The 13,496-nt window shown below is 41.6% G+C and carries 14 protein-coding genes; 9 read left to right on the top strand and 5 right to left on the bottom strand.

Annotated features, from left to right (window positions below):
• Nucleotides 1–140 precede the first annotated feature (140 nt).
• Nucleotides 141–326 carry a YhzD family protein gene (locus V7201_RS18750; protein WP_207499016.1) on the top strand — a complete coding sequence of 62 codons (186 nt, stop codon included), beginning with the start codon at nt 141–143 and terminating at the stop codon, nt 324–326.
• 95 nt (nt 327–421) lie between these two features.
• Here the strand turns inward: V7201_RS18750 and V7201_RS18745 are convergent, their stop codons facing one another.
• The 4 genes from V7201_RS18745 to V7201_RS18730 all read right to left on the bottom strand — a co-directional run bounded on the left by V7201_RS18745 (nt 422) and on the right by V7201_RS18730 (nt 4,896).
• Nucleotides 422–1,213 (bottom strand): enoyl-CoA hydratase, encoded by a 792-nt coding sequence (locus tag V7201_RS18745; RefSeq protein WP_335378286.1) that lies wholly within the window; start codon nt 1,211–1,213, stop codon nt 422–424.
• Between the two features lie 340 nt (nt 1,214–1,553).
• Entirely contained in the window at nt 1,554–3,062 is a 1,509-nt protein-coding gene (locus tag V7201_RS18740) for a coproporphyrinogen III oxidase (RefSeq protein WP_335378285.1), read from the bottom strand.
• Nucleotides 3,063–3,247: 185 nt separating this feature from the next.
• The gene (locus tag V7201_RS18735; RefSeq protein ID WP_335378284.1) at nt 3,248–4,120 is read right to left on the bottom strand and encodes a Cof-type HAD-IIB family hydrolase; all 873 of its coding nucleotides are present in this window, start codon (nt 4,118–4,120) and stop codon (nt 3,248–3,250) included.
• Between the two features lie 419 nt (nt 4,121–4,539).
• The gene (locus V7201_RS18730; RefSeq protein WP_335378283.1) at nt 4,540–4,896 is read right to left on the bottom strand and encodes a YlbF family regulator; all 357 of its coding nucleotides are present in this window, start codon (nt 4,894–4,896) and stop codon (nt 4,540–4,542) included.
• Between the two features lie 257 nt (nt 4,897–5,153).
• Here V7201_RS18730 and V7201_RS18725 point away from each other — a divergent pair, with 257 nt between their 5' ends.
• From V7201_RS18725 to V7201_RS18700, 6 genes are all read left to right on the top strand, one after another.
• Nucleotides 5,154–6,257, top strand: a complete 1,104-nt coding sequence (locus tag V7201_RS18725) for a YheC/YheD family endospore coat-associated protein (protein WP_335378282.1) — start codon at nt 5,154–5,156, stop codon at nt 6,255–6,257.
• Between the two features lie 20 nt (nt 6,258–6,277).
• Nucleotides 6,278–7,363: a YheC/YheD family endospore coat-associated protein gene (locus tag V7201_RS18720; protein ID WP_335378281.1), complete on the top strand. Its 1,086-nt coding sequence runs from the start codon at nt 6,278–6,280 to the stop codon at nt 7,361–7,363.
• Nucleotides 7,360–8,727, top strand: coding sequence for a YheC/YheD family endospore coat-associated protein (locus tag V7201_RS18715; RefSeq protein ID WP_335378280.1), 1,368 nt, complete (start codon nt 7,360–7,362; stop codon nt 8,725–8,727). Before V7201_RS18720 ends, V7201_RS18715 begins: the two co-directional genes overlap by 4 nt.
• Nucleotides 8,724–9,923, top strand: a complete 1,200-nt coding sequence (locus V7201_RS18710; RefSeq protein ID WP_335378279.1) for a YheC/YheD family protein — start codon at nt 8,724–8,726, stop codon at nt 9,921–9,923. The genes V7201_RS18715 and V7201_RS18710 overlap by 4 nt, the downstream gene beginning before the upstream one ends.
• A 148-nt stretch (nt 9,924–10,071) precedes the next feature.
• Nucleotides 10,072–10,284, top strand: coding sequence for a YheE family protein (locus V7201_RS18705; RefSeq protein ID WP_335378278.1), 213 nt, complete (start codon nt 10,072–10,074; stop codon nt 10,282–10,284).
• Nucleotides 10,285–10,355: 71 nt separating this feature from the next.
• Entirely contained in the window at nt 10,356–10,541 is a 186-nt protein-coding gene (locus V7201_RS18700; protein ID WP_335378277.1) for a hypothetical protein, read from the top strand.
• A 143-nt stretch (nt 10,542–10,684) separates the two neighbouring features.
• Here the strand turns inward: V7201_RS18700 and V7201_RS18695 are convergent, their stop codons facing one another.
• Nucleotides 10,685–10,945 (bottom strand): metal-sensitive transcriptional regulator, encoded by a 261-nt coding sequence (locus V7201_RS18695; protein WP_335378276.1) that lies wholly within the window; start codon nt 10,943–10,945, stop codon nt 10,685–10,687.
• 168 nt (nt 10,946–11,113) lie between these two features.
• On the opposite strand from V7201_RS18695, the gene V7201_RS18690 reads away from it, so the two are divergent.
• Nucleotides 11,114–12,013, top strand: coding sequence for a PucR family transcriptional regulator (locus V7201_RS18690; RefSeq protein WP_335378275.1), 900 nt, complete (start codon nt 11,114–11,116; stop codon nt 12,011–12,013).
• Nucleotides 12,014–12,231: 218 nt separating this feature from the next.
• Nucleotides 12,232–13,332, top strand: a complete 1,101-nt coding sequence (locus tag V7201_RS18685) for an ABC transporter ATP-binding protein (protein WP_335378274.1) — start codon at nt 12,232–12,234, stop codon at nt 13,330–13,332.
• Nucleotides 13,333–13,496 lie beyond the last annotated feature (164 nt).

Below are 13,496 nucleotides of genomic sequence, written 5' to 3'. Positions count from 1 at the left end.
TCCTCCTTTTCCCATAACTTATTACGTCAATTGAAAGGAAATAGTTTCATATTTTCAGATGTATTTTATTTTGCATAATTAAAAAAATTATGCAAAAATAATAGTAATCATCTGAATCTTTTAACAAAGGGGAATTTGTTATGGAAACTTACAAGCTGACAGCCTTTGAACCAAATGGAGAAAAATTGATCGATGAGTCCTTCCAGGCCGGAAACGACGACGAAGCAAAAGAAATAGGCGCAAGAATGCTTGAGGAAAAAAATCTGAGCGAAAAAACACACCGCTGCACATCCCCAAGAGGAAAATTGATTTTATTCCGTCCTTAAGTTCAGCTAAAAAAGGCAAAGAGGTATCATTCCTCTTTGCTTTTTTGGTCATTTGCTATTTTATTTTAAGTAATTCCACTTAATCTGAGAACCTCTTATTTTCCCTTGAAGTCCGGTTTCCTTTTTTCCAAAAATGCTTTGATTCCTTCCTGGTGGTCCTCGGTTTGACGCATTTTATACTGTCCATATTTCTCAAGTTCAAGAATTTTCAATAATGATGGTCTGTTTTTCTCGGCAAGAATTTTTTTCGTTTTGATCATTGCCTGAATCGGTTTACCAAGCCATTCCTGTACCTTGGCTTCGACGGCCCCGGTAAAATCTCCATCCGGAACTTCATCAACTAAGCCAAGACGATATGCTTCATTCGCGGAAAGTGTCTTTCCGTCCCATATCAGCTGCTTTGCCTTGGATTCCCCGAGACGTTCTTCCATGAAAAAGTGTCCTCCGCCGTCAGGTATCAATCCAATCCCAATGAAATTCATTGCGATTTTACTAGATGGCTCGGCAATTATGTAATCCGCAGCTAGTGCGAGACTGAAACCAAGTCCGGCAGCAGCACCAGTAATTGCGCTAACAGTCACTTTTGGCATGCTGTACAAGGTTACAATCAAGTCATGAATATAATCCATTACATGGTAGAAATCGCTTTCATTTGTATTCGAAAGCATCGTCTTAATATCCCCGCCAGCAGAAAACGCACGCCCGGCTCCCTTTATCACGACGATGTCAACTTCATCTGATTTACAGATTTCTTTTAAATTGGCGCTGACTCCCCTAATCATTTCAACATCAAGTGCATTCAATGCCTCCGGTCTGTTTAGCTCCAGAACCGCTACCCGGCCATCAATCCTCAGCTTGACAGTTTCAGTGGAAGATTCAATCGTCACCCTGCAACCCCTCCTAAAATTACTTCAATCAATTCTATTATATAGGGTAAAGTTATATTTAAAAACTATTTTTCTAATTATTTTGATTTTTTAATTTTAATGAATCTAAATACTTGTACGAGGAGGGATAGAAGCATAGCCATATTTTGTCCGTTTTACATGTATCGACACATTATTGCTGAATAGTAGTATTTCTGTAGTATTTCTGACCGAATGAAAGTTCCCGCTTAATCTTTTTCCATTCATTCGATAACTAACTTTATGCGAAAATAAAAATGCTCCCGATTATGGCGGGAGCATGGGTATTCTTATCACTGATTATTTCTGAAGAATGTGTAGTCTATATCAAAGCCTTATTAAACAATGAATCAAGGATCTCAATTTTTTTATCTGCGTATTCTGCGAAGCTGTCATTATAGGACTTCGGATCTTTTGGATTTGAAAATTGGGTGATGACACCGGTCTCTGGATCGATGAATTTGCTTGACGCACCGCAGCCAAGGCCGATGATCGTCTGTTGCTCTTCCATGATGATGATGTTGTACAGGCTTTCCTGCTCAGGCAAGGAGTATCCAACATTCTCAAGGTTGCCCAGGATATTTTTCTGGCGGTATAGATAATATGGTACATAGTTATGCTGTTTTGTCCAAGCTTCGGCCATTCCCATCATCTTTTCAATTTCACTTCGGTCTGCTACTTTATATTTGTTCTTATTTTTTGTCATTTCAGAAGCTCTTTTAAATGATAGAGTGTGGACTGTCAATGACTCTGGCATCAACTTTTCTGATTCAGCCAGGGTATGGGCAAACTCTTTCGTCTCTTCGCCTGGCAGGCCGATGATCAAGTCCATATTGATATTGTTCATGCCCATTTCGCGTGCCAGGTGAAACTTCTCGATTGTTTCCTCCACGGTGTGGTGGCGTCCAATGGCCTTTAAAGTTTCCTGGATGTATGACTGCGGATTGATGCTGATGCGGTCAATGTTCCATTTCTTCAGCACTTCCAATTTCTCAGGTGTGATCGTGTCAGGGCGCCCCGCTTCTACGGTAACTTCCCTGATTTTTTCCACATCAGGGAAGGATGCGTGGACCTCTTCATAAAGCATATCCATTTCTTCTGCGGTAATTGAAGTAGGAGTACCGCCTCCATAGTATACTGTCGTAATTTTGATATTATTTCTCTTGAGCCAGTCCCCTATCTTTCTTATTTCATAGTGAAGTCCGCCCAGGAATGAATCAACCGATCCCTGCCTTCCATTAATTGCATATGCCGGGAATGTGCAATATGCACATTTCGTTGGGCAGAATGGGATGCCGATATAAATGCTGACCTCATTTTTCAAATCATAAAAATCAGGAATAACGGAGAGCTGGCGATCTACGATTTGCTGCATGAGTTCGATTTTTTCATCAGAAATAAGAAATTGTTCTTTTAGCTCGTGGTGGGCAGCTTGCTGTTCTATCCCTTCACGCAGCTTCTTATGCAAAAGCTTTGTTGGTCTTACCCCAGTGAGGATACCCCATTTTTGAACGATTCCAGTCCAATCCTGAAGAACTGTCAAATAAGCTCTGGACACTACATTTTTCAGCAGCTTGAATATTTCCTTTTCACTTAGCCCCTCAGGGATTTCTTTTTGAGCATCCGCTGAAAGTACTGTCCCTTCCCGCGTTGTCAAAGAAGCATTAACTGATGTCAGATTACCGTATGTTACTGCAAACTCGATTTTAGCGTCCGCGTCTGTTTCAGCTTCTGCTAAAGTCACATCAGATTCTTCAAAGAATAAATTAGCAATCAAGGATAAGGGGCGGTGAAACCTGTCATCCTCAATTCCTGTTATATAAATTTTCATTTATGATCACCTTTTCATTAAACATGCTTCACTTAGTGTAATAGAATCTTGTTCAATAGGTCAAGACAGTACAAAAGCTACCAATTTCTTTGAATTGGAATTCCAATGTGGTTATTCTATTAATTAAGGTTTTGAATATAAAAACAAGCATGCCCTATGCTCAAACCAAGGCATGCTTTCCTATGTTACATCTTTATGATGTTCATTTTACGAAGAAATTCAATCGGCTGCTGTTTGCGGAAATGTTCCTTCACCATGTAGCTTACACCATGCTGATTGTTGGAGCGCGTTACCCAATCTGCCGCTTTCTTCACCTCGACAGGTGCATTATTCATGGCAACCCCAAGTCCGCATGCCTCGATCATTTCCATATCATCCTCACCATCACCGATTGCCACCATTTCTTTTAACGGGATGCCAAGGTGTTCGCCGAGATGGGTTAGGCCGCTCAATTTAGAAACGCCCTCAGGCATTACATCAAGTCTATAGTCGTTCAATTTTGTCAGCGAAACTTCAGAGAACATTCCTTTTATCGCCTGCTTGGCATCGGTCAAGTCCTCTCCATACTCGAAATAGACTTCGATTTTCGGAGGAGAGATTGGTTCGCTAACTAATGTTTCACTGATTGAATCCGTGAATTGCTGAGAATAAAAAATTGGGTCACCAGTAGTGAATACCGTTTTTGCCAGCAAATTATGATTCAGTTTATATTTGTTTGCCAGCGAAAATTTTTCGTGCACAATGCGGATTTGACATGGAAAGCTTTCCAGGAATCTGACTAGCTGGAAGGTAACATCCTCCGGGATTCGTTTTGCTAGAAGCGGTTCACTTCGCAGATCAGCAGAAATGTAGGATCCTAAATGTGTTACAAGCAGGGAATTTATTTTCAGCGCTTTTGCCACCTTTTTAGCAGATGGAAAACTCCTGGAAGTCACTAGAGTCACATAGACTCCCTTTTGCTGAACGTATTCGATTGCATCTCTGGTGGATTTATGGAGCCTTCCATTTGATTGAAGAATCGTGCCATCTACGTTAAGCGCAAGAAGACGGTATAACATTTGTATGCCCCCATTTCTTCGGTGTTTTTGTCCTTATTTAACTTGTATGATAGAAACCGAAGGAATAGAACAAACGCAAGATGCATGATTTTCTTGCTGGTTTAAATAAGAAAAGCGCAAGCGCCTTGGTCAGCCCCGACAAGCGCTGGTGGGCCTGACAGTGAAGTCGCTTTTTGACTTCATTGGCAGGACCGAAACCGAAATGTGTAGCCGACTGCCCAGAAACGCAGAAACTGGAGACTCCGACAAAGAAGCGCTTTTTGCTTCTGCCGGCGGAGTTGAAGTTTCGGAGTTTCTAGGAGGCGAAACTAGACAAGCGACTCGAGGGGCTAGGCGCTGGAGCTGGACAAATTCCGAAGTGAATATCTTATCCTGCACAAAAACTCCCGGCACTTGTGCCGGGAGCCTGTTCATTCTATTTATTGCTGGTTTGGATTGCCATAAAGCTCTTCCAAAGGCTTCATGATGATCTGGTTTAGTTCAGCAATAACCATGCTCATCCTTTGTTCCGCTTCCATCAGCTGAGAAATTTTTTCGTGCTGCTGCACTAATGCAACTGTCTTTTGAGCCTGTTCCACTTCTTCTTGTGTAATTTCCTGACCCATCATTTGTTTTTCCTGCAGCTGCATTTGAATATTGCGGAAGCTTTCAAACATTTTTCTTGCTGATTCATCGCTGTTCACTGCATCATAAAGATTTTTCAAGTTCGTATATTCAGCACTGTTCCTGATTGCCTTTTCTAAATCATAGGCTGCATCGTAAGTATTCACTGCCATTTAAATCACTCCTTCTACGTTTAAAGCTCCACTCCACTATAACAAACTATGCATTCAAATGCGAGAAGTTCGAAATCCAGGGAATCTTGCTTATTCACCCTTAAAAATCACCATTAACTGACCATATTCATAATATGCATTATGTGTGTTTGCCTATTTTAAAGGAGGCTGTTTTCGCAATGCTGATCATGATGAAGCAGCGGAAAGCAAGGCTGCATTTTTTATGAAAAGAGCCTCACAGAAATTGAGGAGAATCTATGACGCCAGCAAAAACCCATGGCCAAAAAATGAGCCCTGTCATCGCTTTGCTGACTGAAATAAAAGAAGAACATGGACCAGACTTCGGCAAAGTCCACTCTTTCTGCGAAGAGCTTCATCAGGGGGTATCTGAGCTGGGAGGAAGCTTTTATGTCTTTTCACTTAAAGGCTTTTCTGACGAAGGAGTTGAAGGATTTTATTATGATGACGATGAGGATGATTGGAAAAAAGGATCTCTTCCCTTCCCCAATGTGATCTACAATCGGATTTCTTCACGCCGTACGGAATATAGCAAGGGATTTAAGGGATTTTTAAATAAATTGGACTCACTGGGAATAAGTATATTTAATCACCGTTTTCTTTCAAAATGGGAAATTCATGAATTTTTAATGAGGGAAGAGCATTTGCATCCTTATATTCCCGAAACACAACTGTTTACGGTACCTGTGCTAGAAAGCATGCTAGACCAACATGATGAGCTATATATTAAACCGGTGCATGGAAGCCAGGGCCGCCAAATAATCCGGCTTGTAAAAGATGAGGTCCTTATCCATGCTTCTTTTTCCACTGTGCAGCCAAAAGAACTCCCAGCATTCACAAATGTTAAAAGTTTAGCTCGAGCTTTAACCAACAAAGTGGAAAAGCAGCAGTACATCATCCAGCAGGGAATTCAGCTATCTGAACTAAATGGGAGAAGAATGGATTTCCGGGTCCTATGCCATAAAAATGACCAGCATTTCTGGAAGGTCACATCAATCGTGGCTAGGGTATCAGCTGAACATTATTTTGTATCAAATATCGCGAGGGGCGGAGAGGTAATGCGTCCAGCCCACACGCTATCTTTGATATTTGGCAAGGAACAGGCAAGACAGCAGCTTGCGCTGATGAAAGAATTGGCTCTTGAAACTGCTGAAGCCATCAGTCAGCATGCCGAAGGGTTGACCGCAGAGCTCGGGATTGATATTGGAATCGATGTTAAAGGAAACCTATGGCTGATCGAAGCCAATTCCAAGCCTTCTAAAAATTTTGAAGAGCGCGGAACGAAAATCCGGCCCTCGACGAAAGCCATAATTGAACATTGCTATGGACTTTTTGAATCGTAACGGCCAAGAGGAGTATGAGTATGATTTCATTTGGAATGATGTCACTGAACTTAAATAGTGAGCTTTCTTATTTTACAGAGATTGCCCGGCAAGCGAACCCTTCTCTTTTCACCTGCTACAGGTTTGCACCCACGAGCATCCAACCCATAAGTCAATTGGCCATAGGAGAACGCTTTGACAATAAACAAGATAAATGGGTCAAGGAAGAGTTCCCTATTCCCGAAATTTTATATGACCGTTGTTTTTATTCCGATGACCTTCTTTCCAAACAATCAATGGCTATTGTCAGGTGGCTGAAGAGTCGGTCGGATAAAACCTTCCTCGGAAGCGGCCTTCCAAATAAGTGGGCGATTTATGAGGCATTGTCGACATCCAGCCTCTCTCCGTATATTCCTGAAACCTTTAAAGCGACAGACGGAAAAATGGTGGTCAGCCAGCTGAAAAAATGGAAAAAATCCATTCTTAAGCCCGTATTTGGTTCCGGCGGCTCAGGGATTTACAGCATAAAAAAAGATGGCCGCGAATTCATTGCCGCAGCCGATTTTAGTGGGAAAATGGTACAGAAATATTTTCAAACCGAGAGTGAAACAGAGGATTGGCTGAACCGTCTTTTCAACAAGAAGGAATATCTTATGCAGCCTTATCTTGCATTGACAGATTCGCAAAACTGCCCATTCGACATCAGGATCCTCTTGCAAAAGGATATGACAGGTACATGGACAGTAAGAGGAAAAGGGATTCGCCGTGGAAGCGAAGCCGGCATTATCTCAAACTTGAGCGCTGGCGGTGAGATTTTAGCTTTCGACGACTTTGCAGAATCCCTAAGCATCAAGACAAAAAAATTCATTTTACATGAGCTTGATGACATCCTATCCAAACTTCCCGAAATCCTTGAAGCATCTTTCCCAAAACTTTTTGAGCTTGGAGTAGATATTGGCCTTTCGCAAGATCATGCCCTATGGGTGCTTGATACAAATTCAAAGCCTGGAAGAAAAGTAATAGCAGCAACAAATCCAGACATGAAGGAAATTCTATATAAAGCTCCGTTAGATTATGCCTATTTCCTTAATAAAAATCTGACAGAAAGAGAGGAACAGCACTCATGAGAAAACGATATCCAATCGAGATCATCCATCATTCCAAGCAAATTGTTTTTATCCCGGATGATCTTCCTAACGGTAAAAACATCAGTAAGGTCGCATTCGGAAATAAGGTGCTTGATGTTACGTGCGCTCCTCACCCAAAGGGCCGAAATGTTATCGTACTGAGCAATGATATCCAGAAGGAATTATCCATGCCAGACCTTACTTCTCCCCTGCATGTGTTTATCGACCAGCAAACCCTGTTCATCGGGCCGTTAATCGGAATCCTTACATCGGGTTTCACACCATATCCCTTACGGCCAATTGGTGAAAGATCGATGTTCTTTGCAAAGCTCCTTTCCGTCAACAAAATGGTTGGAGCCCTTCCATTTGTCTTTGGTGAAGAGCATATTGATTGGGATAATGGATTGATTAATGGCTATTTTTTTGTAGATGATGGATGGAAGACAATGAAGATTCCCTTCCCTAACGTTGTATACGACCGTTTGCCAAACCGGAGGACTGAAAGAATGTCTGAGCTTCGCAGCTTGAAGGCGAGAATGCAGACTGATTATTTGATTCCCTGGTATAATCCAGGCTTCTTCAGCAAGCTTGATGTGTTCGAGCGATTGCAGCAGGATGAAAGAGCGGCTGAATATCTGCCTGAAACCCATCAATTCTCTTCTTTTTCTATCATTGAACGCATGCTCTCAAACTATGGCAATGTATATGTGAAACCTGCAAATGGCAGTCTTGGCCTAGGAATCCATCAAATTCTGTTTGATAAACTGACTGGAGACTACTATTGCCGGTATCGCGATCAGGAAGGCACCAACAAATTAACGAAATTTGACAGCCTTGAAAAGTTGATGAAAAAGGTTTTCCATAAACGAAATCTTTCTCACATGATTGTTCAGCAGGGAATAAGCCTGCTCAGATTTGAGAAACGGCTGATTGATTTCCGGGTCCATACTAATAAGGATGAATATGGACAGTGGCAGGTAGCCGCCATCGCCGCAAAAATTGCCGGACAAGGAAGCGTCACTACACATGTAAACAATGGCGGGGTCGTAAAATCTCTTGATGAACTATTTGAGAATAAAGACGAACGAGAGCTATATGAAAAGAGGCTGTCGGATGCTTCCCTGCTTCTTAGTTCGATTTTGGAAAAGAATATGGAAGGAATCATCGGGGAAATCGGCTTTGACCTCGGAATTGATAAATCCGGTAGGGTATGGCTCTTTGAGGCGAATTCAAAGCCTGGCCGATCCATTTTTAAGCATCCAAAGCTAAAGAACTTTGATTTGCTGACACGCAAGCTGTCTCTTTCATTCGGCATTTTCCTGGCTGAAAAAGCAATAACGGCCCCAGAGGAAATTTTCAAATGATTCTCCGCTTTAATTCAGAATCAAAAGAGTGGACACATGAAGCCAGAGCTGAAGAGAATATCAGCTTTGGCTTTAATAAAATCAAGGTTCCTGCTGCATCAGGCACCCTGCCGGAAAATAGCCACCGATTTCTGTTAAATAACTTGAATGGGAGCGCCGGGCCATTAATTGGCATTATGACTGCCATGAGCAAGAAGCTGGCTCTGTCAGGCAATGGCCACTTATTTCACGCCCTCCAGGCTGAAGTTTCAAGAAGGAATGGAATGGTTGTTATCTTTCCTTCTGAAACACTGGCAAAGGATGCAATCACAGGCGTCACTTATTTACCTGATCAGCAGAAGTGGATCCCTATCAAGACTCCCCTGCCCCACCTTGTTTTCAACCGGATCCCTTTCCGTCATGCAGAGCAGCAGCCTGCATTCACTGATGCCGTTAAATATCTTTCAGCCCTGGGAATTCCTTTTTTCAATCCAGCTTTTATTAATAAGAATAAATTGTATTCATTATTTTCAAGGCATTCGCAATTACGCGATTTAATGCCTGAAAGCATCGCTATTAAATCAATGATCCAATTAGCAGCATTTCTTGAAAAGCATCGTGGACTCTATTTGAAGCCAGTCTCATCCTCAAAAGGCATTGGCATCTTTCGTATCCGGGATTGCAGTGGCGGAAAAATTGAATTTTTAAGCCACTCTTTCCAGCATATTTATCCAAGCATGAAGGAATTCTGGAAAGTGAAAGGCCGGCAGCTTATCAAGCATGAATATATCGCCCAAAAGGAAATTTTCCCTGCCGCAATTGATGGCAAAAGGTTTGATTTCAGGGTTCATGCCCATGATGGACCGGATGGCTATGAAGTAACCGGGATTGGAATCCGTCAGTCCCAGAAGCAGGACTTAACGACTCACCTGCCAAATGGAGGAATTATACTGCCCTATGTGAATCTCAGAAATGAAAAACATGATCAATTCTTTTCATGGGCAGTTAAACAAATAGGGCAGCTGCTAACAGATGAACTCGGCTACTTCGGGGAATTCTCCCTTGACGCTGGAATTTCCGAAAATGGTGAATACGTAATCTATGAAGTAAACTCCAAACCGATGAGCTTCGACGAACCCCACATAGAACAAAAACGCATCACCGCACTCGTTAACCTCTTCTTCCGCAAAACAAGCTTCAACTCCCCTCCGCAGTAACGCGGTAAACCAGCGGGGGTCTGACCCCCGGCACTGTAACGCGGTGAATCAGTGGGGTCTGCCCCCCGGTGCGGTGATGCTTTTGTGCGCTATTGTATTGCTGATATTATATAATGGAGCTACAAGGAATTTTTCAGGGGGATTATTTGTGATTACACACTTTCAGTTCAAACCATTGTTTGAGAATAAGGAGATGCCTGGCTGGCATTTTTCATTTTATTTCAAGAAGCAGAAATACACAGGCATTTACCATCCAAATGGTGATATTGAATGGACTTCCAGTATTCCACTGGAGGAGTCTGCGGACGTCTTAAAGGCCCAAATCCATGAGCTTATGCTGTTTCATGTATATGATAAATAAGTTGCTGCAGATGATGTATGTTTATCCTGTCTTTTCGGAATTCTAACCGTAAAAGCTAGAAGGAGGACATTATGAAAGACCCACGTGATAAACAGTTCGCAGATGATTTAAAACATGAAGGACGGGACAAGGCATATGTCGATGTCGACCGGATGATCAATGAAGGGATGGCGGGAGGACACGTTTTCCGTGTGGAGAGTGCGGCGAATATCGAGGAAAGCTGTGACTTGTATCCTGAACACCCTCCAAATGAATAATGTATGCTCTTTTCATTATTCTGGTTTTCCTACCAAAAATAAAAATCGTCTTTACGATCTATATCGTACTTCTTGTTAGATTAGCATTCGAAAATCATCCAAACAAAAAAAGACACCGCATCCTCAGGATGGATGCTGGTGTCTTATCTGCTTTTTACAATCATGTTTACTGCTTCTTTTATAGCTTCATCGGCATCTTTGCCTTCGTTTGCTGCTTCAGTAATACAAGATTCAAGATTCTTTGCAACGATAAATCCAATTGCACGGTCAACTGCAGATCGAACTGCTGACAGTTGAGTTACAACGTCCTTACAATGGTTTTCTTCTTCCATCATTCGGATAACTCCGCGCACCTGGCCTTCTAAACGCTTTAAGCGATTTTTCATTTCTGCTGTGTATTCCATTTTTGTACACCTCTTCCTCTTACGGTACCCCGTATTGTATCTATTATACCAACATTTTTTCCTTTTTTCTACCAGTAACAGCTCTATGGCTATTTAACAATTGATGACTACTCCTGTTATAATAAAAGAAAACTTGTCTTTTATCAATTTAAACATGAGGATAGTTATATGATTAATAAAATATTAGCCTATTTCCCGAATTCTGTCACGCAGGATTTTCCCCCAGCTGATGATTCATCAAATTACTATTGGTTTAAGGAAACTCTGCATGACACACTATGGTTCGGCATCCCTAAAGCAGATTTGTCCGTCAGTCAGCACGAGCTTCTAAGCATTCTTTTTCATTTTGTTGAAGAGAAAAATACATCCGGTCTATCCGGGGCTGCTCGTAATTGGCACCAGTTCCTTTTTCACGAGGGAAATCTCCCTTTAACTAACTCCGATGAAGTAAGGTTCATCCAGTTCCAATTTCACACAAAGGAGATGGACTATGAGGAAATCTCCGAAGCATTGCATGGCTTTTTTCCCGATCATATCATCATCTGGCTGCAGGATTCATATGGATTTCTGGTAGAAGAAAAAAAAGAAGTTTCAGAAACAGCGGATGAGCTTGAATCCATATCTTCCACATTTGAAAGTGACTTTTTTATTAAATTGTCTTTTTATATGGGTAAGTTCAATAAACTCACTGGACAGCTTCGAGAATTTTTCACGATTGAAAAGCAGCTATTCACGCAAGCTATGAATCACAATACCAGGGCTCATGTATATACTTTTGAAAAAATATTCCCTATCTTGCTTGCTTCAACTATGCCGGCAGAGCTTAAAGCAATCCTTGAGACTTCTGTACTTGAAGCCTTTGAAGAAGACAGAGAATTGTTGTCCACCATCAAAGTATTTCTGGAAAGCAATTCAAATGCTTCCCTTGCTGCAAAAAAACTTTATGTCCACCGCAATACATTGCAATATAGGATGGACAAGTTTATGGAAAAAACCGGCGTTCAATTAAAAGATTTCGACACTGCCGTAATGGTCTACCTTGCCTGCCTTTATGAAGAAATGCGGTAGATTATGATTTTAACATAAGATACTTTTCATTTCAGTCTGAAAATGAAACATACCACCATAATATCTGATTTAACAGATTGCCTAATTTGTTTACTTTCCCATTTGAACACATTGCATAAAAGGGCTTACATTATTTTTGTGCACCCTGCCGATGATTGTTTGCATGCCTTTCCGCTAAACTGTGTATTGTAGACAAACACTCAGGGAGGCTTTAAAAAATGGCCGAGTTAAAATTAGATCACATTTATAAAATTTATGATAACAAAGTAACAGCAGTAGAAGATTTCAACCTTCATATCCAGGACAAAGAATTCATCGTTTTCGTTGGACCATCTGGCTGCGGTAAATCCACGACTCTTCGTATGATTGCCGGACTAGAAGAAATTTCTAAAGGCGATTTCTATATTGATGGAAAGCGCGTGAATGACGTTCCTCCTAAAGACCGCGATATCGCGATGGTTTTCCAAAACTATGCGCTTTATCCTCATATGACTGTATATGATAACATGGCTTTCGGATTGAAGCTCCGCAAGTTCCCTAAGGAAGAGATCGAACGCCGAGTTAAAGAGGCAGCTAAAATCCTTGGTCTTGAGCCATACTTAGACCGTAAGCCAAAGGCACTTTCTGGTGGACAGCGCCAGCGTGTTGCTTTGGGCCGCGCTATCGTTCGTGATGCTAAGGTGTTCTTGATGGACGAACCTTTATCAAACCTTGATGCAAAGCTTCGTGTACAAATGCGTGCTGAAATTGCAAAGCTTCACCGCCGTTTGAACACAACTACGATTTATGTTACGCATGACCAGACTGAAGCTATGACAATGGCGACACGTCTAGTGGTCATGAAAGATGGAATAATCCAGCAGGTTGGAGCTCCGAAAGAAGTTTACGAAAACCCAGAAAACGTCTTCGTTGGCGGATTCATCGGATCACCTTCTATGAACTTCTTTACTGGGAAACTTGAAGAAGGCAAATTCACCGTTAATAAATCATCAATCGCAATTCCTGAAGGAAAAATGAAAGTTCTTCGCTCTCAAGGTTATGTCGGAAAAGATATCATCATGGGTGTAAGACCAGAAGACCTTCATGATGAGCCAGTTTTCATTGATGCATCTCAAGGCGCAACTGTAAAAGCAACTGTAGAAGTATCTGAACTTACAGGTGCTGAAACAATGATTTATTCACAATTCGAAGGCCAGGACTTCGTGGCACGTGTTGATTCCCGCACTGATGTTACTCCAGGCCAGGTCATTGAACTAGCATTTGACATGAACAAGGTTCACTTCTTTGATGCAGATACAGAATCTAGAATTCGTCCATAATAGGACATTTATAAAAGCAACCCCAACTTTTGAACTATACCCCGGATAACGGACACTTATAAAAAAGTGCCCCTTATCCGGGGTTTTTTGTGTTTCAATAGAACTAATCAGAATGGACGGAGGATTTACAATGAGTAAGAAGCTTCTTTATAATGAATCTCAAA

Source organism: Bacillus sp. JJ1122 (assembly GCF_036964885.1).
Lineage (GTDB): Bacteria > Bacillota > Bacilli > Bacillales > Cytobacillaceae > Mesobacillus.
This window is presented reverse-complemented; position numbering and strand designations above follow the sequence as displayed.

What these genes read in the sequence shown, in the direction of transcription:
- V7201_RS18725 (WP_335378282.1), top strand. Translation starts at nt 5,154, where the DNA reads ATGACGCCAGCAAAAACCCATGGCCAAAAAATGAGCCCTGTCATCGCT.
- V7201_RS18710 (WP_335378279.1), top strand. Translation starts at nt 8,724, where the DNA reads ATGATTCTCCGCTTTAATTCAGAATCAAAAGAGTGGACACATGAAGCC.
- V7201_RS18700 (WP_335378277.1), top strand. Translation starts at nt 10,356, where the DNA reads ATGAAAGACCCACGTGATAAACAGTTCGCAGATGATTTAAAACATGAA.
- V7201_RS18695 (WP_335378276.1), bottom strand. Translation starts at nt 10,945, where the DNA reads ATGGAATACACAGCAGAAATGAAAAATCGCTTAAAGCGTTTAGAAGGC.
- V7201_RS18740 (WP_335378285.1), bottom strand. Translation starts at nt 3,062, where the DNA reads ATGAAAATTTATATAACAGGAATTGAGGATGACAGGTTTCACCGCCCC.
- V7201_RS18750 (WP_207499016.1), top strand. Translation starts at nt 141, where the DNA reads ATGGAAACTTACAAGCTGACAGCCTTTGAACCAAATGGAGAAAAATTG.
- V7201_RS18735 (WP_335378284.1), bottom strand. Translation starts at nt 4,120, where the DNA reads ATGTTATACCGTCTTCTTGCGCTTAACGTAGATGGCACGATTCTTCAA.
- V7201_RS18730 (WP_335378283.1), bottom strand. Translation starts at nt 4,896, where the DNA reads ATGGCAGTGAATACTTACGATGCAGCCTATGATTTAGAAAAGGCAATC.
- V7201_RS18690 (WP_335378275.1), top strand. Translation starts at nt 11,114, where the DNA reads ATGATTAATAAAATATTAGCCTATTTCCCGAATTCTGTCACGCAGGAT.
- V7201_RS18715 (WP_335378280.1), top strand. Translation starts at nt 7,360, where the DNA reads ATGAGAAAACGATATCCAATCGAGATCATCCATCATTCCAAGCAAATT.
- V7201_RS18685 (WP_335378274.1), top strand. Translation starts at nt 12,232, where the DNA reads ATGGCCGAGTTAAAATTAGATCACATTTATAAAATTTATGATAACAAA.
- V7201_RS18720 (WP_335378281.1), top strand. Translation starts at nt 6,278, where the DNA reads ATGATTTCATTTGGAATGATGTCACTGAACTTAAATAGTGAGCTTTCT.